Raw genomic sequence first — 22,315 nt, forward strand, 5'->3', positions numbered from 1 at the left:
TAACCAAATATTGAAGAGGTGTACAAATGAAAATATATAGTCAAGGTGACCAAGCCATTGTAGTCGCAATTGAAAAAGAAGTATCTAAAAGTTTAACCGAAGATTTATTAACACTTCGCTCATATTTAATTGAACAAAATTATCCATTTATTATAGAAATTGTGCCATCAGAATCAGACATGATGATTGTCTATGACGCAAGGGATATGATTAAACACCATAATATACAATCACCTTTTTTATACATGAAAGCACTAATAGAATCGATTCATTTAAACATAAAACATGATTTTAACCAGCAAGATTTGATTGAAATACCAATTGTGTATGGTTCGAAATATGGTCCGGATTTAGAATCACTTTTAAAACATTACAAAATCAAGCTAGAAACTTTTATTGAATTACATTCTAAGGCGCAATATTTTGTTTCGATGATGGGATATTCACCTGGGTTTCCTTATTTAACTGGATTAAATAAGAAATTGTATATTAATCACACGAGTAAACAGAAAAAATTCATTCCAGCTGGTTCTGTAGTACTTGAAGGGAAAAAATGCGGTATTGTAACAACGGATACAATTAATGATTGGTTAGTTATTGGTTATACACCATTATCACTTTTTAATCCGAAAGAATCAGATTTCGCACGCTTAAAGTTAGGCGATAATATTAAATTTAGACCTATCAATGAAAATGAATTAGAAGTAGGAGCGTTTAAAGATGTCAATCATAATTGAAAAAAGTGGCTTATTCAGTAGCTTTCAGGACTTTGGTAGAAGGGGATATGAACATGATGGTGTAATTCCATGTGGTGCACTTGATACTTTAGCACATGAAATTGCTAATCGATTAGTTGCTAATGACAAGAATGAAGCAACTTTGGAAATGACTAATAAAATGGCAAAGATTCGTTTTACAGAACCTACGCTGATTGCATTAGCAGGGGGTAATGTCAAAGCATACACTGAGCATATGACTATATCTCCATATAAATTGTATTTGTTAGATAAAGGCGATGTTTTAAAGTTTAGAGAAACAAGTTATACATCGCGAGTGTATTTAGCTGTGGGAGGCGGATTTGAATTAGATGCATGGTTAGGATCTAATTCAACCGACTTTAATGTAAAAATTGGTGGTTTTAAAGGAAGAACATTACAAGATGGCGATGAAATAAAGCTTAAGAGAGATTATACAGCTCGTCATCATAAGTTATTTGAAAACCTTGCTCACACGAAACAAACAGATTGGGGTATTGATGGATACGCCTTGTCATTTAATTATATGTCTGATGTATTTCATGTCATTAAAAATAAAGGTACGGAAGATTTTAAAGAAGATGCCATTCAAAGATTTGTGAAACATGATTATAAAGTAACGAGCAAAGCAAATCGCATGGGGATGATGCTTGAAGGTGAAAAAATCAAAGCCTTTTATGAAGATATGCCACCGTATCAGACTGTCAAAAAAGGAACGATACAAATTAAGCGTGATGGCACACCTATTATCTTATTAAATGATCATTATACGCTAGGTAGCTATCCGCAAATCGGTACAATCGCAAGTTATCATTTAACGAAATTAGCACAAAAACCGCAAGGATCACGTTTGAAATTTCAATTTATAGATATTTTAACGGCTGAAAAGAACCTTGTTAAGTATAGTAACTGGTTAAATCAATTATTCCATGGAATAGAATATAGAATGCAATTAGAAATGATGAAATAATATTTGGTACGTAGCTCATACTCGAGTCCGATGCAAATAATTTCCTCCTAATGTATAATGAAATAATACTGTGTTTTATCTGCGAAATGTATCATATTCAAATTCGTTTCACAGTAAAATGAAAAGATAAAGTGTGTTTTTACTTGAATTTTGACTAAAATTACTCTATATTTATTAATTGAGCTATGCTTATTATTACAATTTGATTACAAATTTTAAATTTGTTAATTGAATGATAATATTAAATAAAGAAACTTACACAAGCAAATATGAGTTGTAGCCCAAAATACTTGTTAAATCAAAGTTGAAAGCTACAAATAATGAAATTTATAAACTTGAATCTGAAAGTAATTACTATAATTATGACAATGTTAACTTTTAAACGCACTTATTAATTAACTACATAATGTTAATATCTAATTTATTCAAGTACTTTCGCAAGATTTATTATCTAAATAACGGGGGAAAGAATCATGAGTTCACAAAAAAAGAAAATTAGTCTTTTTGCGTTCTTCTTATTAACCGTAATAACGATTACCTTGAAGACGTATTTTTCTTATTATGTTGATTTTTCTTTAGGTGTTAAAGGTTTAGTACAAAACTTAATATTATTGATGAATCCTTATAGTTTAGTAGCACTGGTTTTAAGTGTGTTCCTATTCTTTAAAGGCAAAAAAGCATTTTGGTTCATGTTCATAGGCGGCTTCTTATTGACGTTCCTATTATATGCCAATGTTGTGTACTTTAGATTCTTCTCTGATTTTTTAACGTTTAGTACTTTAAACCAAGTAGGTAACGTAGAATCTATGGGTGGTGCGGTTAGTGCATCATTCAAATGGTATGACTTTGTTTATTTCATTGATACGTTAGTTTACTTATTCATTTTAATATTTAAAACAAAATGGTTAGACACAAAAGCATTTAGTAAGAAATTTGTTCCTGTCGTAATGGCGGCTTCAGTAGCATTATTCTTCTTAAACTTAGCTTTTGCTGAAACTGACAGACCAGAATTATTAACACGTACATTTGACCATAAATATTTAGTGAAATATTTAGGGCCTTATAACTTTACAGTTTACGATGGTGTTAAAACTATCGAAAATAATCAACAAAAGGCGTTAGCATCTGAAGATGACTTAACAAAAGTATTAAATTATACGAAGCAACGTCAAACAGAGCCTAACCCAGAATATTATGGGGTGGCAAAGAAGAAAAATATTATTAAGATTCATTTAGAAAGTTTCCAAACCTTCTTAATTAATAAAAAGGTTAATGGTAAAGAAGTAACACCGTTTTTAAACAAATTATCAAGTGGGAAAGAGCAATTCACATATTTCCCTAACTTTTTCCATCAAACAGGTCAAGGTAAAACATCTGACTCTGAATTTACAATGGATAACAGTTTATACGGCTTACCGCAAGGTTCTGCCTTTTCATTAAAAGGAGATAATACGTATCAGTCATTACCAGCAATTTTAGATCAAAAGCAAGGTTACAAATCTGATGTTATGCACGGTGACTATAAAACATTCTGGAACAGAGACCAAGTATATAAACACTTTGGTATCGATAAATTCTATGATGCAACATACTATGACATGTCTGATAAAAACGTTGTAAACTTAGGCTTGAAAGACAAAATCTTCTTTAAAGATTCTGCTAATTATCAAGCTAAGATGAAATCACCATTCTATTCTCATTTAATTACATTGACTAACCACTATCCATTCACATTAGATGAAAAGGATGCAACTATTGAGAAGTCAAACACAGGTGATGCAACAGTTGATGGTTATATTCAAACAGCACGTTATTTAGACGAAGCATTAGAAGAATATATTAATGACTTGAAGAAAAAAGGATTATATGACAATTCAGTGATTATGATTTATGGTGACCACTATGGTATCTCTGAAAACCATAACAATGCCATGGAAAAACTATTAGGTGAAAAAATCACACCAGCTAAATTTACAGATTTAAACAGAACTGGTTTCTGGATTAAAATCCCTGGTAAATCTGGTGGTATCAATAATGAATATGCTGGTCAAGTCGATGTAATGCCAACAATTTTACATTTGGCTGGTATAGATACGAAGAATTATTTAATGTTCGGTACTGATTTATTCTCTAAAGGTCATAATCAAGTAGTTCCATTCAGAAATGGTGACTTTATAACAAAAGATTATAAATATGTTAATGGTAAGATTTATTCTAATAAAAATAATGAACTCATAACTACTCAACCAGCTGATTTCGAAAAGAATAAAAAGCAAGTTGAAAAGGATCTCGAAATGAGTGACAACGTGCTTAATGGTGATTTGTTTAGATTCTACAAAAATCCAGACTTCAAAAAGGTAAATCCTTCGAAGTATAAATATGAAACAGGACCTAAAGCAAACTCTAAAAAATAATATTTAAACACGAACTCGGATTGATAAAATATCAATCCGGGTTTTTATTATGTTCTTTTATATTATGTTTTACATTATATGTGTTGATAAAAAGGTATATTATAAAGATCATTAGCATAGTCATCAAAGCCTTATCAAATTTTATTTATAGTTGAAGCAACAATTTATTAAATTATGACACTTAACAGTATCGATTTCTTTTGATTTCAAAAAGGTGTATAATGTATAGAACTGATTTAAGTACGTAGAGATTTCAACAGAAGAAGGAAGATGGGTATGGAAGCATATAAAATTGAACATTTAAATAAATCTTATGCCGATAAGATTATATTCGATAATCTAGATTTATCAATTTCAGAAGGTGAAAAAATAGGTTTAGTAGGCATAAATGGTACAGGGAAAAGTACATTGTTAAAAGTAATTGGTGGTATTGATGATGATTTTACAGCCAATGTTATGCATCCAAATCAATATCGAATTCGTTATTCGTCTCAGAAACAGGATCTTAATGAAGATATGACTGTTTTTGATGCAGTATTAAGTTCTGATACAACAACTTTACGCATCATCAAGCAATATGAGCAGGCAGTACAAGCTTATGCGGATGACCAAAGTGATAAATTGTTCAAGCGAATGATGGATGCGCAAGATGCTATGGATCAACATGATGCTTGGGACTATAACGCTGAAATTAAAACAATCCTCTCAAAACTAGGTATACATGATACTACTAAATACATTAAAGAATTATCCGGCGGACAACAAAAACGTGTTGTACTTGCTAAAACATTAATAGAACAACCAGATTTATTGTTATTAGATGAACCTACGAACCATTTAGACTTCGAATCAATCAGCTGGTTGATCAATTATGTGAAGCAATATCCTCATACAGTTTTATTCGTAACCCATGATCGATATTTTTTAAATGAAGTTTCCACTAGAATTATTGAACTAAACAGAGGTAAGTTAGCGTCATATCCTGGTAACTATGAATCTTATATTGAAATGCGCGCTGAAAGAGAAGTAACACTTCAAAAGCAACAACAAAAGCAACGAGCTTTATATAAGGAAGAACTTGCTTGGATGAGGGCTGGAGCTAAGGCTCGTACTACAAAGCAACAAGCTAGAATTAATCGATTTAATGACCTAGAAAATGAAGTTAACCAGCAATATAAAGACGATAAAGGTGAATTGAATCTTGCTTATTCAAGATTAGGTAAGCAAGTGTTCGAATTAGAAGACTTATCAAAGGCTATTAATGATAAAGTATTATTTGAACATCTAACGGAAATTATTCAAAAAGGTGAGCGTATTGGTGTTGTTGGTCCAAATGGAGCTGGTAAAACAACACTCTTAAATATTTTGAGTGGAGAAGACCAACAATTCGAAGGTAAATTGAAGACTGGGCAGACGGTTAAAATAGCTTATTTTAAGCAAACAGATGAGACCTTGGATAGAGATATTCGTATGATAGATTATTTAAGAGAAGAAAGTGAGATTGCAAAAGAAAAAGATGGAACCTCGGTATCTATTACACAACTTCTTGAACGATTTTTATTTCCAAGTGCAACTCATGGTAAAAAAGTTTATAAATTATCTGGTGGAGAGCAAAAGCGTTTGTATTTATTACGTCTACTCGTACACCAGCCAAATGTTCTGTTGTTAGATGAACCGACAAATGATTTAGATACTGAGACTTTAACAATACTTGAAGATTATATTCATACTTTCGGTGGTACAGTGATTACCGTAAGCCATGATCGTTACTTCTTAAATAAAGTTGCACAGTCATATTGGTTTATTCATGATGGTCAGATGGAAAAGATTATCGGAACTTTTGAAGATTATGAAAGTTATAAAAAATCATTAGATAAAAATAAATCCACATTGAAGCAACAATCTAAATCTTCTACAACTGTACGTAAGAAAAATGGGTTATCATATAAAGAAAAATTAGAATATGAACAATTGATGAAACGTATAGAACAATCGGAAGTAAGAATGGAAGAAATTGATGTGCTCATGATTGAGGCAAGTGCAGATTATGGGAAAATTAAAGAATTAAACGAAGAAAAAGAACAACTTGAAATTCAATATGATTTAGACATCACAAGATGGAGTGAGTTAGAAGAAATTAAAGAACAACAATAAGGGGTCAATTTATGATGCAACAAACATTATCGCATTACTTTGGGTATGAAACGTTTCGACCAGGACAAGAAGAAATTATTAGCAAAGTATTAGACCATCGTAATGTGCTTGGTGTCTTACCAACTGGTGGGGGTAAGTCTATATGCTATCAAGTACCAGGTTTATTGTTAGGTGGTACAACGATTGTTATAAGTCCACTAATTTCATTAATGAAAGATCAAGTGGATCAATTAAAGGCAATGGGGATTCAAGCTGCTTTTTTAAACAGTAGTTTGACTCAAAAAGAACAACAACATATTGAAAAAGAATTAACAAGTGGGAATATTCAATTTTTATATGTTGCACCAGAACGATTTGAAAATCGATATTTTTTAAATTTGCTTCAACGTATCAAGATTCATTTAGTGGCGTTTGATGAAGCGCATTGTATATCTAAATGGGGACATGATTTCAGGCCGAGTTACCAAAATGTTATTTCAAAAGTGTTTATGTTACCACAAGATTTTACAATTATTGCATTGACAGCAACTGCAACAGTTGAAGTACAGCAAGATATTAGAGAAAAGTTAAATATCGCTCAAACTGATCAAATTAAAACGAGTACTAAGCGTAGAAACTTAATTTTTAAAGTAAATCCTACTTATCAACGTCAAAAATTTATATTGGATTATATTAAAACACACGATGAAGATGCAGGTATTATTTATTGTTCTACACGTAAGCAAGTTGAAGAGCTTCAAGAAGCCTTAGAAAGCCAGAACATTGAAAGTGTTATATATCATGCAGGTTTGAGCAATAAAGAAAGAGAAGAAGCGCAGAATGATTTCTTATTTGATCGTGTTAAAGTAGTCGTTGCTACAAATGCTTTTGGTATGGGTATTGATAAATCCAATGTACGCTTTGTTATTCATTATAATATGCCTGGAGATTTAGAATCTTATTATCAAGAAGCGGGTCGTGCAGGTCGTGACGGGTTGAAAAGTGAATGTATTTTGTTATTTAGCGAACGCGATATCAATTTACACGAGTATTTTATAACAGTCTCTCAAGCTGATGATGACTATAAAGATAAAATGGGTGAAAAGTTAACTAAAATGATTCAATATACAAAAACAAAAAAATGTTTAGAAGCAACAATTGTCCATTATTTTGAACCGAATGAAAAATTAGAAGAATGTGAACAATGTAGTAATTGTGTTCAACAAGATAAATCATATAATATGACACAAGAAGCTAAGATGATTATTAGTTGCATCGCTCGTATGAAACAACAAGAGAGTTATAGTGTTATCATCCAAGTATTAAGAGGAGAGTCAACAGATTATATTAAGTATAAAGGTTATGACCAAATTTCAACCCATGGTTTAATGAAAGGTTACACAACATCAGAATTAAGTCACTTAATAGATGAATTAAGATTCAAAGGGTTCTTAAATGAAAATGATGAAATATTAATGTGTGATACTTCAATTAAAAAATTACTCAGTAATGAAGTAGAAGTATTCACAACACCATTTAAGCAAAAAGCGACTGAAAAAGTATTTATAAATACGGTTGAAGGGGTTGACCGAGCATTATTCAGTCAGTTGGTAGAAGTTCGTAAAAAGTTAAGTGACAAATTAACGATAGCACCTGTAAGTATATTTTCTGATTACACGCTAGAGGAATTTGCTAAACGTAAGCCTGCTTCGAAACAAGATATGATTAATATTGATGGCGTAGGTAGTTACAAATTAAAACATTATTGTCCAGCATTTTTAGAAACGATTCAAAATTATAAAGCCAAAGTATAGTGAAGGCACCTAGTAAACATTCCTTGTTTTACTGGGTGTTTTTTGAATTCAAAGTAAAATAACACTATTTCTTAACTGGAGATTACCTATTATTCATTATTTTGTTAAAAAAGTTCAAGGATAAATCATTTAAATTTGAAAATTGTAATAAACGTGGTTAAATAGGGAATACATACATATAATCTCGGTTTTATGCTATGAGAAAAAAAGAGGTGGCAAAGTGATTAAGTTTAAAAATGTAACTAAGCGTTATGGCAAACATGTTGCTGTCGATAACATTAGTTTCAATATTAATGAGGGTGAATTTTTTGTGCTCATTGGACCTTCAGGTTGTGGAAAAACTACGACATTAAAAATGATTAATCGACTCATTCACTTAAGTGAAGGTTATATTTACTTTAAAGATAAACCAATAAGTGATTATCCAGTATACGAAATGCGTTGGGATATTGGATACGTATTGCAGCAGATTGCATTATTCCCACATATGACAATCAAAGAAAATATTGCACAAGTGCCACAAATGAAAAAGTGGAAAGAAAAAGATATAGATAAAAGAGTAGATGAATTACTTGAAATGGTTGGATTAGAACCTGAAAAATATAAAAACAGAAAACCTGATGAATTGTCAGGGGGGCAACGACAACGTGTAGGAGTTATACGTGCGTTAGCAGCTGATCCACCAGTTATTTTAATGGATGAACCGTTTAGTGCATTAGACCCAATCAGCCGAGAAAAACTTCAAGATGATTTAATTGAATTACAAACTAAAATTAAGAAGACAATCATATTTGTTACACATGATATTCAAGAGGCGATGAAACTTGGTGATAAGATTTGTCTTTTGAATGAAGGGCATATTGAACAAATTGACACACCAGAAGGATTTAAAAATAATCCTCAAAGTGAATTTGTTAAACAATTTATGGGTAGTCATTTAGAAGATGATGCGCCATGTGTTGAAGAGAACGCAATTATCCGTGACTTGGATATTATGAAACCAATCGATGAGGTTACATCTATGAGCGCTTATCCAATTGTTTATGACAATCAACCAATTGAAGTATTGTATCAACTTTTATCAGAGAGCGAGCGTGTCATTGTCATGCAAGAAGATAGCGTAGGTCAATATGTTATTGATAGGAAAGATATCTTCAAATATTTGTCCCAGAAAAAGGAGGTAGCTCAACATGACTAACTTTTTCGACATATTGAGTGAACGTAAGGGACAACTCTTTTCGACAATGATAGAACATATTCAAATATCATTTATCGCATTATTGATTGCAACTGCTATTGCGGTACCATTAGGTATTTTATTAACGAAGACTAAAACGATATCTGAAATCGTAATGAATATTGCGGCAATTCTTCAAACCATACCATCGTTGGCATTATTAGGTTTAATGATTCCTTTATTTGGTATCGGTCGTGTGCCAGCAATTATCGCACTTGTAGTGTATGCGTTGTTACCAATTTTAAGGAATACGTATACTGGAATTAAAGAAGTTGATCCATCACTCATTGAAGCGGCTAAAGGTATAGGTATGAAACCATTTAGACGTTTAACTAAAGTCGAACTTCCGATAGCAATGCCTGTTATAATGGCTGGTGTAAGAACGGCTATGGTATTAATTATAGGTACAGCAACACTAGCAGCATTAATTGGTGCAGGCGGACTAGGAGATTTAATTTTATTAGGTATAGACCGTAACAATGCATCATTGATATTATTAGGTGCAATTCCAGCAGCCTTATTGGCAATTATATTTGATTTAATTTTAAGATTTATGGCTAAATTATCTTATAAAAAGTTATTGATGACGTTAGGTGTTATAGTGATGATTATTATACTGGCTATCGCTATTCCTATGTTTGCACAAAAAGGTGATAAAATTACGTTAGCTGGAAAGCTTGGCTCCGAGCCTTCGATTATTACAAATATGTATAAAATTTTAATAGAAGAAGAGACCAAAAATACTGTAGAAGTGAAAGATGGTATGGGGAAAACAGCATTTTTATTTAATGCTTTAAAATCTGATGATATAGATGGGTATTTAGAGTTTACTGGAACAGTTTTAGGTGAATTAACAAAAGAACCATTGAAGTCAAAAGAAGAGAAAAAAGTTTATGAACAAGCTAAGCAAAGTCTTGAAAAGAAATATCAAATGACTATGTTAAAACCAATGAAGTATAACAATACGTATGCTTTAGCTGTAAAACGTGATTTTGCTAAACAATATAATATACGTACAATTGGTGATTTAAATAAGGTTAAAGATCAACTTAAACCAGGATTTACATTGGAATTTAATGATCGTCCAGATGGTTACAAAGCTGTTCAAAAGGCTTATAATTTAAATTTAGATAACATACGTACAATGGAACCTAAGTTGAGATATCAAGCGATCAATAAAGGTAATATTAATTTAATAGATGCATATTCAACTGACGCTGAATTAAAACAATATGATATGGTTGTGTTAAAAGATGATAAGCACGTATTTCCACCATATCAAGGAGCACCATTATTTAAAGAAAGCTTTTTAAAGAAACATCCAGAAATTAAGAAACCGTTAAACAAATTAGAAAACAAAATATCTGATGAAGATATGCAAGTGATGAACTATAAAGTAACAGTTAAAAATGAAGACCCATATACAGTTGCGAAAGATTATTTAAAAGCAAAAGGGTTAATCAAATAACGACCAACGCCACATAAGATGAGGGGCACGCCATTATATCTTATGTGGCGTTGCTATATTTACATCTATGTTTATGTACAATTTAAACATACAATATTAATAATTGAATTTGTTATGCTAATTACTATTTACATTAGTAATGTATGAAAATAGTAGCATTGCATTTTAGAAACATAGAGCGATATAATGAATATAAGTTTTTTAAAATTTCAGTTAATTCTAAGGAGGTTGTTTTTATTATGAAAGAACAACTTAATCAACTATCAGCATATCAGCCTGGTTTATCTCCAAGGGCATTGAAAGAAAAGTATGGCATTGAAGGAGATTTATATAAACTTGCATCAAATGAAAATTTGTATGGACCATCGCCAAAAGTTAAAGAAGCGATATCAGCACACTTAGATGAGTTATATTATTATCCTGAAACAGGATCACCGACATTAAAAGCGGCGATTAGTAAACATTTAAATGTAGATCAATCACGCATTTTATTTGGTGCGGGATTAGATGAAGTTATATTAATGATTTCTAGAGCTGTATTAACGCCAGGGGATACTATTGTTACAAGTGAAGCGACATTCGGTCAATATTATCACAATGCGATTGTTGAATCAGCTAATGTGATACAAGTACCTTTAAAAGATGGTGGCTTCGATTTAGAAGGTATTTTAAAAGAAGTTAATGAAGATACGTCATTGGTATGGTTATGTAATCCAAATAATCCTACAGGTACATATTTTAATCATGAGAGCTTAGATTCGTTTTTATCTCAAGTACCTCCACATGTACCAGTAATTATAGATGAAGCTTATTTTGAATTTGTGACAGCAGAGGACTACCCGGATACACTTGCTTTGCAACAAAAATATGACAATGCTTTCTTATTACGTACATTTTCAAAGGCGTATGGATTAGCGGGTTTACGTGTAGGATATGTGGTAGCAAGTGAACATGCGATTGAAAAATGGAACATCATTAGACCACCATTTAATGTGACACGTATATCTGAATACGCAGCAGTTGCAGCACTTGAAGATCAACAATATTTAAAAGAGGTAACACATAAAAATAGTGTTGAACGCGAAAGATTTTATCAATTACCTCAAAGTGAGCATTTCTTACCAAGTCAAACGAATTTTATATTTGTAAAAACAAAGCGGGTAAATGAACTTTATGAAGCGCTTTTAAATGTAGGGTGTATTACGCGACCATTTCCAACTGGTGTTAGAATTACAATTGGTTTTAAAGAACAAAATGATAAAATGCTAGAAGTTTTATCAAACTTTAAATACTAATAGAAAAGGGCACCACATGGTATGAATATGTGCCAAAATGCAGTGTGAATTATGAGGTGAGAGCATTTATTGTAAAAAGCAACAATAGATGATATTGTTTTGTATCAATTGCTTTTTTGCTATACTGAATTAATACTGATATTTTGAGGAGAAGATTAAAATGACCCGTAAATCAATCGCGATTGATATGGATGAAGTATTGGCAGATACATTAGGAGAAATCATTGATGCTGTCAATTTTAGAGCGGATTTAGGTATTAAAATGGAAGCTTTGAATGGTCAAAAACTTAAACATGTTATTCCTGAACATGATGGATTAATTACAGAAGTATTGAGAGAACCAGGCTTCTTCAGACATCTTAAAGTGATGCCGCATGCACAAGAAGTTGTAAAAAAATTAACTGAACATTATGATGTATATATTGCTACAGCAGCAATGGATGTACCAACATCATTTAGTGATAAATATGAATGGTTACTAGAGTTCTTTCCATTCTTAGATCCACAGCATTTTGTTTTTTGTGGTAGAAAAAACATTGTTAAAGCTGATTATTTAATAGATGACAATCCTAGACAGCTTGAAATTTTTACTGGTACACCGATTATGTTTACAGCAGTGCATAATATTAATGATGATCGATTTGAACGCGTAAATGGTTGGAAAGATGTAGAACAGTATTTTTTAGATAATATTGAGAAATAAAAATATATCACTTGAAGCATTTTATGTAGCAAAGATGATGGATATACTATTATGAAGTTGGGACTGGACGACGAAATAAATTTTGCGAAAATATCATTTCCGTCCCGCTCTCAATAAATGTTAGTCTATCTCATTATTATAAATCGGATGAATGTGTAAATCTATGGCAGATTACACGTCATCCGATTTTTTATAGGATTTGAAAAAGGCGCATAAACCACTATGATTTAAAATACAACATCAATCATTTTAGTGGCATGCGCCAAAATTATATGTCTGTTTTTGAAACAGGGTAATAGCTTAAAGCTAATAAAAACGAATATAAGGTGCGTTGAATCTTATGATTACACTCTAAACCTAATATAATATCCCGTTAAGATCATTCCGGATGCTTACAAATCATTGACAGTAAGTAACTGAATGGCATTTGGTATAACCTCAATATCAATAGGTGTTTCTAATGAAATTTCGCCATCAATATCAACTTTCATTGCTGGATCTGTTGTAAGTGAAATCTTTTTACCAGGTATATGCTCAATACCTTGAGTAATTTCATTCCAATTCATGCTATCACGCTTTTTAAAAATATCATTTAAAATACTGAAACTTTGTTCATTAAAAATGAAAGTGTTCAGTTCACCATCTTGAGGAGACAAATCAGTCAATGGTATACGACTACCACCAATGAATGGACCATTTGCTGTAAGTATCATGGTCGTTTCGCCAGAATATGTCTTATCATCAATTGATAATTGATAATTAAATTGTGTTGGATTTAGCAGTGTTTTAACAGTTGATCCAATATAACTTAATTTACCAAATATATCTTTTGACCCATCTTGTACGTTTTCAGCGTTTTGAACAATTAGACCTAAGCCAACAAAGTTGAGTGCATATTGATTATTTACTTTTATTACATCGTATGTACCAACTTGTGCAGAAATCATTTGTTCACTAGCTTGTTTATGATTAGGTGCAATATTTAGCGTTTTTGTAAAATCATTAAAAGTACCGCCTGGTAAAATGCCGATAGGGAGTTGAAGATTATGTGCCATAACACCATTTATAAGTTCGTTAACCGTGCCATCACCGCCAAGAATAAATAATATATCTACATCTTTTGCATAGTTTTTAGTTTTGATTTCTTGGCAATATTTAATAATGTCACCTTCGCTTTCACTCAATTGAATAGAAAGATGCTTACAAATTGAACTTAATGCTGTTGTAACTTCCCCAATACCTTGATTAATATTTTTTAATCCACTGTGTTCATGGTAAAAGAGGACACCATGTGTATATTTGTTTTCCATAGTTTAGCCTACTTTCTAAAAATTGGTTCATTAAATATATATACCCACTTTTAATTGCTAATACCAAAAATATGTTTTTAAATAGAGAAAATGGTAATAAATGAAATTAATCTCTATAGAGTGGGACGAGAAAATATAGTTATAGCTGTCTATAATGAGCATATTAAGTTTTTATTTATACTGATAACTTGAATTTAATTAATGGAAACCTATAAAAAAACAGTAAGCCATTTAAATGACTTACTGTTTTTTAATTTAGGTCAACAATATTAACGAATACCTTTCATTGCTTTAATAATTAAAGGTGAGAATGCTAATACAATTGTTGTAACAATAATTGCAACAACACCTAAGAAAATAAAGTAATTTGTTTGACCTAGTGGTTCTATTAACTTAACTAATGTACCATTGATTGCTTGTGCAGAAGCGTTAGTTAAGTACCAAATACTCATCATTTGGGCATTAAATGCTTTAGGTGCTAACTTAACAGCAGCACTATTACCCGTTGGTGATAAGCATAGCTCACCGATAACACAAATAATGTACGATAAAATAACCCAGTTAACTGAGAAGTTTGATGAACCTGATGCATAACCTACAATACCAATTAGTATGTATGACGCACCTGCTAAGAACGTACCAATTGCAAATTTTACTGGCAGGCTAGGTTGTTTAGTTCCAAGCTTTTGCCATAAAAGTGAAATAATTGGAGCTAATAATAAAATAAATAATGGGTTAATTGATTGGAAGATCGCTTCACCAAAGTTTGTTTTCCAACCAAATAAGTTTAATTTCATATCTGAATGTTCAATTCCATAAATGTTTAATACATTAGACCCTTGTTCTTGAATAGCCCAGAACACCATTCCAAGAATAAATAATGGAATAAATGCTTTAACACGAGAACGTTCAGTATCAGTGACATCTTTACTTCTAATAATTAAAGTGAAGTAAATGATTGGTAATGCAATACCTAATACTAAAACAGTATTACTAACTAAGTTAAATGATAATGAGTTAGTTAATGCACCAATAACGATAATTAATACAATTGCTAAGACAACACTTCCGATAATAAGACCATACTTTTTCTTTTCAGCTGGTGTCAATGGGTTAGTAGGTTTCATACCAACGCTACCTAAGTTTTTGCGGTTGAAAAGTACATACCATACTAAACCTAATGCCATACCAACTGCTGCAATCAAGAATCCGCCGTGGAAGTTTTTAACATTAACAAAGTGTTGCAAAATAATAGGTGATAATAATGCACCCATATTAACTGACATATAGAAAATAACAAAACCTGCATCCATACGTCTATCATTTTCAGGATATAAACGGCCAACGATATTTGAAATATTTGGCTTCATTAAACCTGAACCAATAATGATGAAGAACATTGATGTGAATAAGCCGATTAATGCAAATGGTAAGCTTAAACAAATATGTCCGATAATAATAAAGACTGCACCTAATAAAGTAGCGCCTCTAGTACCTGTAATTCTGTCAGCAATCCATCCGCCTGGTATTGATGTCATATAGATTAATGAACCATAAACTGACATAATTGACATAGCTGTTGTTTTATCAATTCCAAGGCCATTATCTGTTACGGCAAAGTACATGTAGAAAATGAGTAGGGCACGCATGCCATAATAACTAAACCTTTCCCAGAACTCTACAAAGAAGAGTACACCTAGTCCTCGAGGATGCCCGAAAAATCCTGTTTGAGGTATGTCTTGAATTTGATTTCCATGGGAGTTTTGTTGTGTCATTTATACATCCCATCCTTTCTTCCCCTAATACAATAGTTTAAGTAAATTTGATTGTACCTTATCAACTAAATATTCCAATAAATCACAAAAAAATAAAAATATTGAGAATATTCTGTTATTAAGCGCGCACAATTAATTAGAGATAATATAAAAATATACTTATTGACGTTAAAGTGCAATAGGTTTCTATAAAAATGTTGTTTAATTAGTGTATTAATATTCTTTTGGTGTACTTTGGGATTTAATGATTGAAGTTAATTTACAATATATATTAAAAAAGCACATCAACAAGTTGGTAGTAACCAACATACTGATGTGCTTTGAAAAGGGAAACAAATTAACGGTTATCTATTTTTTCTGGATATAAATCATGATTCATTAGACGATGCTCAGCCATTTTTTCATATTTAGAATTTGGACGTCCATAGTTTGTATAAGGGTCAATAGAAATTCCACCACGTGGTGTGAACTTGCCCCAAACTTCAATATAATGTGGATCCATAAGCTCTATCAAGTCATTCATAATAATATTCATACAATCTTCGTGGAAATCACCGTGATTTCTGAAACTAAATAAGTAAAGTTTCAACGATTTTGATTCAACCATTTTAACATTTGGAATATAAGAAATGTAGATAGTTGCAAAATCTGGTTGCCCAGTAATCGGACATAATGATGTGAATTCTGGACAGTTGAATTTTACGAAATAGTCGCGACCTTGATGTTTATTATCGAATGATTCTAAAACATCAGGACGATAGTCAAAATTGTAAGTATTGTCTTGATTTCCTAATAAAGTTATATCTTGTAATTCATCTTGTTGACGGCCATGTGCCATATAAAGCGCTCCTTTAAATTTATTTTTTTATTATTTTGGCGTCTCGGCGTGCTTTTTCAAACATGTAATAACTTGCACCGATAATAACGACGTAACCTAATGTTGCATAGAAATCTGGAGATTCTCCAAATAGAATAAATCCAAGTATTGCTGTAAAAATTATAGATGCATACGTGAAAATAGAAATATCTTTAGCAGCAGCAAAACTATATGCCAATGTAACACCAATTTGACCCACAGCGGCAGCTAAGCCAGCCCCTAATAGATAAAGTATTTGCATCTGACTCATTGGTTCATATGTATATGCAGTAAATGGTATTAATACGATGACTGAAAATAATGAGAAGTAAAATACAATGGTGTATGGTGCTTCTCTAGTACTAAGTGCGCGAACACATGTATATGCCGATGCTGCAAAAATACCTGAAAATAGTCCAGCTAGTGATGGAATCATAGATGATGAAAATTCAGGTTTCACTATTAAAAGCATACCTAAAATAGCAATTATCATTGCTGTTATTTGATACTTCCTTACCTTTTCATGTAAGAAAACAATACTTAATAAAATCGTCCAGAAAGGATTGAGTTTCATTAATGAATCGGCATCACTAAGTACCATATGGTCAATGGCGTAAATATTTAATAATACACCTATAAGTCCAAGTGTCGAACGTGTTAATAATAATGGTTGGCTTGAGAGTTTACCAAACATTGGTTGATGATATTTATATATAAAAAATAATGGAATAAACATTGCTACTAAGTTTCGTGCTAATGATTTTTGAAAAACAGGAAGATCACCTGCAAGTCTGAAAAACACTGACATAAAACTGAAACCAATAGCCGAAATTAAAATGGCAATGATACCTTTTACTTTAGGATTCAATTTTATCGCCTCTTTTATATAAAATTAACGTATTTATATTAGCATAAAACAACATGTTGTGCATAAATAGTTGAAATTTACTATAAAAAGCCTATAATAGACTGTACCGAACAAACGTTCTGTGTTTATTTGTCGGAATAATAGGGCATTACACTTTTATGAATGTTTGTGTTATTACATAAAACAAATATCAATTCAGTATCAAGCTAATAAGCTTTTTCTTAATTTCTGTTGATACAATTGAGATTGACGCAGATTTTAAAAAATCAAGTGATATCTACTGAAAAAATTTTTTTAATTTGTTCAAGTTTTTCTAATTAAGTATTGGTGCCTAGTTGGAACGTTTTACGAACATTCGATTAGAAAATGGCACTTTAAATCATAGTGTGTCTTATGTATAATGAAACACATAATATAGTGTTGGTGAAACAAAAAAGACACAATATCTTGTGTTTTGTATGCAAATGCTTTATTTATGAAGAAATTACATTTAAAAGTAATTTAACACAGAAATTTAATAGTCATTATCAATTAATAGTCATATTTTTAGAAAATGTACTGAGCAAATGGAAGATATCCAATGATGTAAACACTACATATAGTGATTTTTATACATTCAACCCATATAAGCTACTATTTTCTCAAATATAAATCTATGCAATTGGTTTACATTTGAGAAAATAAGTAGCTTCATTATAGTTAATACAATGCTGAGATAACCATAGTAACCATGTTGTTAAAGCATTTTTTAATTGTAATGACTACTTTATTTAAAAGGGTTGAAGAAAGAAGGTGATCCAATGAAAATAATATATTTTTCATTTACTGGAAATGTCCGTCGTTTCATTAAGAGAACAGAACTTGAAAATACGCTTGAGATTACAGCAGAAAATTGTATGGAACCAGTTCATGAACCGTTTATTATCGTTACTGGCACTATTGGATTTGGAGAAGTACCAGAACCCGTTCAATCTTTTTTAGAAGTTAATCATCAATACATCAGAGGTGTGGCAGCTAGCGGTAATCGAAATTGGGGACTAAATTTCGCAAAAGCGGGTCGCACGATATCAGAAGAGTATAATGTCCCTTTATTAATGAAGTTTGAGTTACATGGAAAAAACAAAGACGTTATTGAATTTAAGAACAAGGTGGGTAATTTTAATGAAAACCATGGAAGAGAAAAAGTACAATCATATTGAATTAAATAATGAGGTCACTAAACGAAGAGAAGATGGATTCTTTAGTTTAGAAAAAGACCAAGAAGCTTTAGTAGCTTATTTAGAAGAAGTAAAAGATAAAACAATCTTCTTCGACACTGAAATCGAACGTTTACGTTATTTAGTAGACAACGATTTTTATTTCAATGTGTTTGATATTTATAGTGAAGCGGATCTAATTGAAATCACTGATTATGCAAAATCAATCCCGTTTAATTTTGCAAGTTATATGTCAGCTAGTAAATTTTTCAAAGATTACGCTTTGAAAACAAATGATAAAAGTCAATATTTAGAAGACTATAATCAACACGTTGCAATTGTTGCTTTATACCTAGCAAATGGTAATAAAGCACAAGCTAAGCAATTTATTTCTGCTATGGTTGAACAAAGATATCAACCAGCGACACCAACATTTTTAAACGCAGGCCGTGTGCGTCGTGGTGAGCTAGTGTCATGTTTCTTATTAGAAGTGGATGACAGCTTAAATTCAATTAACTTTATTGATTCAACTGCAAAACAATTAAGCAAAATTGGTGGCGGCGTAGCAATTAACTTATCTAAATTGCGTGCACGTGGTGAAGCGATTAAAGGAATTAAAGGCGTAGCGAAAGGTGTTTTACCTATTGCTAAGTCACTTGAAGGTGGCTTTAGCTATGCAGATCAACTAGGTCAACGCCCTGGTGCTGGTGCTGTGTACTTAAATATCTTCCATTATGATGTAGAAGAATTTTTAGATACTAAAAAAGTAAATGCGGATGAAGATTTACGTTTATCTACAATATCAACTGGTTTAATTGTTCCATCTAAATTCTTCGATTTAGCTAAAGAAGGTAAAGACTTTTATATGTTTGCACCTCATACAGTTAAAGAAGAATACGGTGTTACATTAGACGATATTGATTTAGAAAAATATTATGATGATATGGTTGCAAATCCAAATGTTGAGAAAAAGAAAAAGAATGCACGTGAAATGTTGAATTTAATTGCGCAAACACAATTACAATCAGGCTATCCATATTTAATGTTTAAAGATAATGCTAATAGAGTGCATCCGAATTCAAATATTGGACAAATTAAAATGAGTAACTTATGTACTGAAATTTTCCAATTACAAGAAACTTCAATTATTAACGATTATGGTATTGAAGACGAAATTAAACGTGATATTTCTTGTAACTTAGGTTCATTAAACATTGTAAATGTAATGGAAAGCGGAAAATTCAGAGATTCAGTTCACTCTGGTATGGACGCATTAACTGTTGTAAGTGATGTAGCAAATATTCAAAATGCTCCAGGAGTTAGAAAAGCTAATAGTGAATTACATTCAGTTGGTCTTGGTGTCATGAATTTACACGGTTACCTAGCAAAAAATAAAATTGGTTATGAGTCAGAAGAAGCAAAAGATTTTGCAAATATCTTCTTTATGATGATGAATTTCTACTCAATCGAACGTTCAATGGAAATCGCTAAAGAGCGTGGTATCAAATATCAAGACTTTGAAAAGTCTGATTATGCTAATGGCAAATATTTCGAGTTCTATACAACTCAAGAATTTGAACCTCAATTCGAAAAAGTACGTGAATTATTCGACGGTATGGTTATTCCTACTTCTGAGGATTGGAAGAAACTACAACAAGATGTTGAACAATATGGTTTATATCATGCATATAGATTAGCTATTGCTCCAACACAAAGTATTTCTTATGTTCAAAATGCTACAAGTTCTGTAATGCCAATCGTTGATCAAATTGAACGTCGTACTTATGGTAATGCGGAAACATTTTACCCTATGCCATTCTTATCACCACAAACAATGTGGTACTACAAATCAGCATTCAATACTGATCAGATGAAATTAATCGATTTAATTGCGACAATTCAAACGCATATTGACCAAGGTATCTCAACGATACTTTATGTTAATTCTGAAATTTCTACACGTGAGTTAGCAAGATTATATGTATATGCGCACTATAAAGGATTAAAATCACTTTACTATACTAGAAATAAATTATTAAGTGTAGAAGAATGTACAAGTTGTTCTATCTAACAATTAAATGTTGAAAATGACAAACAGCTAATCATCTCGTTTAAAATAACAGATGATTAGTCTGCCATGTCTATATTTGTCAATTATTGAGAGTAACATTACAGGAGGAAATTATATTCATGATAGCTGTTAATTGGAACACACAAGAAGATATGACGAATATGTTTTGGAGACAAAATATATCTCAAATGTGGGTTGAAACAGAATTTAAAGTATCAAAAGACATTGCAAGTTGGAAGACTTTGTCAGAAGCTGAACAAGACACATTTAAAAAAGCATTAGCTGGTTTAACAGGCTTAGATACACATCAAGCAGATGATGGTATGCCTTTAGTCATGCTACATACGACTGACTTAAGAAAAAAAGCAGTTTATTCATTTATGGCGATGATGGAGCAAATACACGCGAAAAGTTATTCGCATATTTTCACAACGTTATTACCATCTAGTGAAACAAACTATTTATTAGATGAATGGGTTTTAGAAGAACCACATTTAAAATATAAATCAGATAAAATTGTTGCTAATTACCACAAACTTTGGGGTAAAGAAGCTTCCATATATGACCAATATATGGCCAGAGTTACGAGTGTATTTTTAGAAACATTCTTATTCTTCTCTGGTTTCTATTATCCGCTATATTTAGCTGGTCAAGGGAAAATGACGACATCAGGAGAAATCATTCGTAAAATTCTTTTAGATGAATCTATTCATGGTGTGTTTACTGGTTTAGATGCACAGCATTTACGAAATGAACTATCTGAAAGTGAGAAGCAAAAAGCTGATCAAGAAATGTATAAATTGCTAAATGACTTGTATTTAAATGAAGAGTCATACACAAAAATGTTATACGATGATCTTGGAATCACTGAAGATGTGTTAAACTATGTTAAATATAATGGAAATAAAGCACTTTCAAATTTAGGTTTTGAACCTTATTTTGAGGAACGTGAATTTAACCCAATCATTGAGAATGCCTTAGATACAACAACTAAAAACCATGACTTCTTCTCTGTAAAAGGTGATGGTTATGTATTAGCATTAAATGTAGAAGCATTACAAGATGATGACTTTGTATTTGACAACAAATAATAATTAAAATTAAAAAGACCTTCACATGAAAGGGCAAAGCGATGACATTCGCTTCCGACATGTTGAAGGTCTTTTCTCTATGCTTAAAAACGTATGCACATTTTGAAAAAGTAAAAATTGCATTTAATGATGTCAATGAGGCTAGAAAGTATACAAGATATTGCATTACAAAAGGGTGTGCTATTTTACTATATACATCTAAAATACACATTTACAAAAATTGATTTCTATTTTAATTGCAAATATCAATAAAATCGACAATAAATTATTTGAAAGGCTATTGAAATGAGTGACAAAAAACGATACCATTAATGAGAAATGTTATCAATGATAATAATTATCATTAAATTAAAGGGAGA

General features: G+C 31.5%; 17 protein-coding genes and 1 pseudogene. 14 read left to right on the plus strand and 4 right to left on the minus strand.

The window, feature by feature from the left end:
* Positions 1–26 precede the first annotated feature (26 nt).
* The 9 genes from IDG65_RS00785 (at position 27) to IDG65_RS00825 (ending at position 12,789) form a co-directional block, all read left to right on the plus strand.
* Positions 27–737 (plus strand): 5-oxoprolinase subunit B family protein, encoded by a 711-nt coding sequence (locus tag IDG65_RS00785; RefSeq protein WP_000708692.1) that lies wholly within the window; start codon positions 27–29, stop codon positions 735–737.
* Positions 721–1,725, plus strand: a complete 1,005-nt coding sequence (locus tag IDG65_RS00790) for a 5-oxoprolinase subunit C family protein (protein ID WP_000022320.1) — start codon at positions 721–723, stop codon at positions 1,723–1,725. Before IDG65_RS00785 ends, IDG65_RS00790 begins: the two co-directional genes overlap by 17 nt.
* A gap of 473 nt (positions 1,726–2,198) precedes the next feature.
* The gene (ltaS, locus tag IDG65_RS00795; protein ID WP_000098285.1) at positions 2,199–4,139 is read left to right on the plus strand and encodes a polyglycerol-phosphate lipoteichoic acid synthase LtaS; all 1,941 of its coding nucleotides are present in this window, start codon (positions 2,199–2,201) and stop codon (positions 4,137–4,139) included.
* Between the two features lie 270 nt (positions 4,140–4,409).
* Positions 4,410–6,293, plus strand: coding sequence for an ABC-F family ATP-binding cassette domain-containing protein (locus tag IDG65_RS00800; RefSeq protein WP_075583675.1), 1,884 nt, complete (start codon positions 4,410–4,412; stop codon positions 6,291–6,293).
* An 11-nt stretch (positions 6,294–6,304) separates the two neighbouring features.
* Positions 6,305–8,086 carry a DNA helicase RecQ gene (gene recQ, locus IDG65_RS00805; RefSeq protein ID WP_000983669.1) on the plus strand — a complete coding sequence of 594 codons (1,782 nt, stop codon included), beginning with the start codon at positions 6,305–6,307 and terminating at the stop codon, positions 8,084–8,086.
* Between the two features lie 220 nt (positions 8,087–8,306).
* The gene (locus tag IDG65_RS00810; protein ID WP_000589260.1) at positions 8,307–9,284 is read left to right on the plus strand and encodes an ABC transporter ATP-binding protein; all 978 of its coding nucleotides are present in this window, start codon (positions 8,307–8,309) and stop codon (positions 9,282–9,284) included.
* Positions 9,277–10,791 carry an ABC transporter permease/substrate-binding protein gene (locus IDG65_RS00815; protein ID WP_061385072.1) on the plus strand — a complete coding sequence of 505 codons (1,515 nt, stop codon included), beginning with the start codon at positions 9,277–9,279 and terminating at the stop codon, positions 10,789–10,791. The genes IDG65_RS00810 and IDG65_RS00815 overlap by 8 nt, the downstream gene beginning before the upstream one ends.
* A 239-nt stretch (positions 10,792–11,030) precedes the next feature.
* Positions 11,031–12,086: a histidinol-phosphate transaminase gene (gene hisC, locus IDG65_RS00820; RefSeq protein WP_000663028.1), complete on the plus strand. Its 1,056-nt coding sequence runs from the start codon at positions 11,031–11,033 to the stop codon at positions 12,084–12,086.
* Positions 12,087–12,246: 160 nt separating this feature from the next.
* A complete protein-coding gene (locus tag IDG65_RS00825; protein WP_000197261.1) occupies positions 12,247–12,789 on the plus strand; it encodes a 5' nucleotidase, NT5C type in 543 nt (180 codons plus the stop codon).
* Between the two features lie 392 nt (positions 12,790–13,181).
* Here IDG65_RS00825 and IDG65_RS00830 read toward each other — a convergent pair whose 3' ends face one another.
* Entirely contained in the window at positions 13,182–14,099 is a 918-nt protein-coding gene (locus tag IDG65_RS00830; RefSeq protein WP_000429021.1) for a diacylglycerol/lipid kinase family protein, read from the minus strand.
* A gap of 90 nt (positions 14,100–14,189) precedes the next feature.
* Here IDG65_RS00830 and IDG65_RS00835 point away from each other — a divergent pair, with 90 nt between their 5' ends.
* Positions 14,190–14,291, plus strand: a complete 102-nt coding sequence (locus IDG65_RS00835; RefSeq protein ID WP_031789463.1) for a hypothetical protein — start codon at positions 14,190–14,192, stop codon at positions 14,289–14,291.
* A gap of 77 nt (positions 14,292–14,368) precedes the next feature.
* On the opposite strand, the gene IDG65_RS00840 is transcribed toward IDG65_RS00835, so the two are convergent.
* The 3 genes from IDG65_RS00840 to IDG65_RS00850 all read right to left on the minus strand — a co-directional run bounded on the left by IDG65_RS00840 (position 14,369) and on the right by IDG65_RS00850 (position 17,598).
* On the minus strand, positions 14,369–15,874 hold the full coding sequence (locus IDG65_RS00840; protein WP_000193751.1) for a peptide MFS transporter: 1,506 nt from the start codon (positions 15,872–15,874) through the stop codon (positions 14,369–14,371).
* A 337-nt stretch (positions 15,875–16,211) separates the two neighbouring features.
* Positions 16,212–16,712: a preQ(1) synthase gene (gene queF / locus IDG65_RS00845; protein ID WP_000930014.1), complete on the minus strand. Its 501-nt coding sequence runs from the start codon at positions 16,710–16,712 to the stop codon at positions 16,212–16,214.
* A gap of 19 nt (positions 16,713–16,731) precedes the next feature.
* Entirely contained in the window at positions 16,732–17,598 is an 867-nt protein-coding gene (locus IDG65_RS00850) for a DMT family transporter (RefSeq protein WP_001068489.1), read from the minus strand.
* 800 nt (positions 17,599–18,398) lie between these two features.
* On the opposite strand from IDG65_RS00850, the gene nrdI reads away from it, so the two are divergent.
* The 4 genes and pseudogenes from nrdI to IDG65_RS15115 all read left to right on the plus strand — a co-directional run.
* Positions 18,399–18,797 carry a class Ib ribonucleoside-diphosphate reductase assembly flavoprotein NrdI gene (gene nrdI / locus IDG65_RS00855; protein ID WP_000692521.1) on the plus strand — a complete coding sequence of 133 codons (399 nt, stop codon included), beginning with the start codon at positions 18,399–18,401 and terminating at the stop codon, positions 18,795–18,797.
* Positions 18,760–20,865 carry a class 1b ribonucleoside-diphosphate reductase subunit alpha gene (gene nrdE, locus IDG65_RS00860; RefSeq protein ID WP_000855510.1) on the plus strand — a complete coding sequence of 702 codons (2,106 nt, stop codon included), beginning with the start codon at positions 18,760–18,762 and terminating at the stop codon, positions 20,863–20,865. Before nrdI ends, nrdE begins: the two co-directional genes overlap by 38 nt.
* A 119-nt stretch (positions 20,866–20,984) precedes the next feature.
* Positions 20,985–21,956 carry a class 1b ribonucleoside-diphosphate reductase subunit beta gene (gene nrdF, locus IDG65_RS00865; RefSeq protein ID WP_000562498.1) on the plus strand — a complete coding sequence of 324 codons (972 nt, stop codon included), beginning with the start codon at positions 20,985–20,987 and terminating at the stop codon, positions 21,954–21,956.
* A 202-nt stretch (positions 21,957–22,158) separates the two neighbouring features.
* Positions 22,159–22,242, plus strand: a pseudogene (locus IDG65_RS15115) (hypothetical protein); the annotation flags it as partial.
* Positions 22,243–22,315: the final 73 nt, after the last annotated feature.

Origin of the sequence: Staphylococcus sp. EG-SA-17, assembly GCF_017151845.1 — a bacterium.
Taxonomy (GTDB): Bacteria; Bacillota; Bacilli; order Staphylococcales; family Staphylococcaceae; genus Staphylococcus; species Staphylococcus aureus.